Source organism: Endozoicomonas sp. SESOKO3 (genome assembly GCF_024606255.1).
This window is the reverse complement of sequence record NZ_JAHHPR010000416.1, coordinates 1-1419: the sequence shown is the minus strand read 5'-3', so window position 1 is coordinate 1419 and position 1419 is coordinate 1. Positions and strand designations below refer to the sequence as shown.

General features: G+C 50.8%; 1 protein-coding gene. It reads left to right on the top strand.

The features are described 5' to 3' along the window. Window positions 1-1419: hypothetical protein (locus KDK18_RS07170; protein ID WP_257254197.1), on the top strand; the 1419-nt coding region annotated here is incomplete at both ends.

Sequence of the window (1419 nt, the reverse complement as noted above, 5' to 3'; positions counted from 1 at the left end):
ACGACGTTGGTACACCCGAAAAGTTATCCCTTTTTTTCAAGAATCAATGGTCGAGTCACCTGTGGTGGTTTCTGTTAGCAAAACTACTTCCTCCTTCCATCGTACCCTACCCTTCTTTCCGTCATGGCTTACCATCACTGTCCCGGGCATTTGGTGATGCCCCCGACTGCACTCCTCATCCGGTGATGATCGATCACGCTTTACTGAAAGGCCGTTTATCAGTGCAAACCAGTTGTATCGAAAACCACCCTGTATGGCAGATCACTGCCTCACCCCCTACATCATCGACAGAGACGCAGGCAGTTGATGGTGATTCTTTGTCTGTCTGGCTATCACTATGGACACTGCTGAATGACACCCATACCAGCACCCTTTTCCTTCGTCCCTGGCGGGAACGTCACCGCAATCACCTGCAGGCTATTATCTGTCAAACACATCCACTCACCCATCATAAAAAGTGTCAGAGTGTTCTTATTGATGTCCCGATGAATCACGAAAAACCCTGGCTGCTGCCCGAACTGGCTAACAAAGAAACCATAAGCAGCGACGGGCACACCGCTCTGGACAGCACCTACATTAAGCGGGTCAATCAGGCTATTCACTGCCTTTCTTCCCACGGTGAGTTGTTTGCCGAACCCGATAAAGGCAAGTCAGCCGACAAAGAAAAAATACACGCCTGCGATAATAATCGCTGGCTTTACCCATTGTCAGACCAAAAGTCGGATCAAAGATGGCTTTATCAACCGGGTATTCCTGAGACTCCGATAAAACCCGGTCCGGCACTCATCACCGGGAAATACTTTAACCTCTGGGCATTGGAAAAGGCGTCTCCCGGCAGTGACACCTATCCGGTCTGGTCGAGGTCTTCTCTATTCATCGCCCGCAACGACCGACATCGAAAGTACCATTTCTGGGGAGCAGGAGACCCGGTGCTGTTAATGCAGTTCGCTGATGCCCCTTATAATATCAGGGATCATTATGCCGGTTGGGATGGCCCTGACATTGGCACCCTTGTAGAAAGCGAGCATCTCAACCTGGCCACCCTGTTTATGGACGCGGTGACCAATACACCCTTTAATCTCTATCAATGGCGGGGGATTCTCTCAGGGTTCAGCTCACCGTCCCTGCCAAAAAGCCTCAGTGACCGGGTAAGGCAGCAAATTCTGAACGACCCCGGCTCACTTTACCAGTTTGTTCAACAGCGGCCAGAGTTACTGAACAACGTGCTGACCTATTTGAACCGGGAGCTTCCGGGGCACCCTGTCCACTCATACTTTTCTGGTCGTGTACCCCCCTATTCTACCCATCAAACAAACGGAAACCCACTGGCTTTGCTGCCAGAAGCGGGAAATGCGTTCCAGCCAGATACATCACTCCCATCAACAACATTTACAAGGGGCATGATTGCTTTTTCTGGCG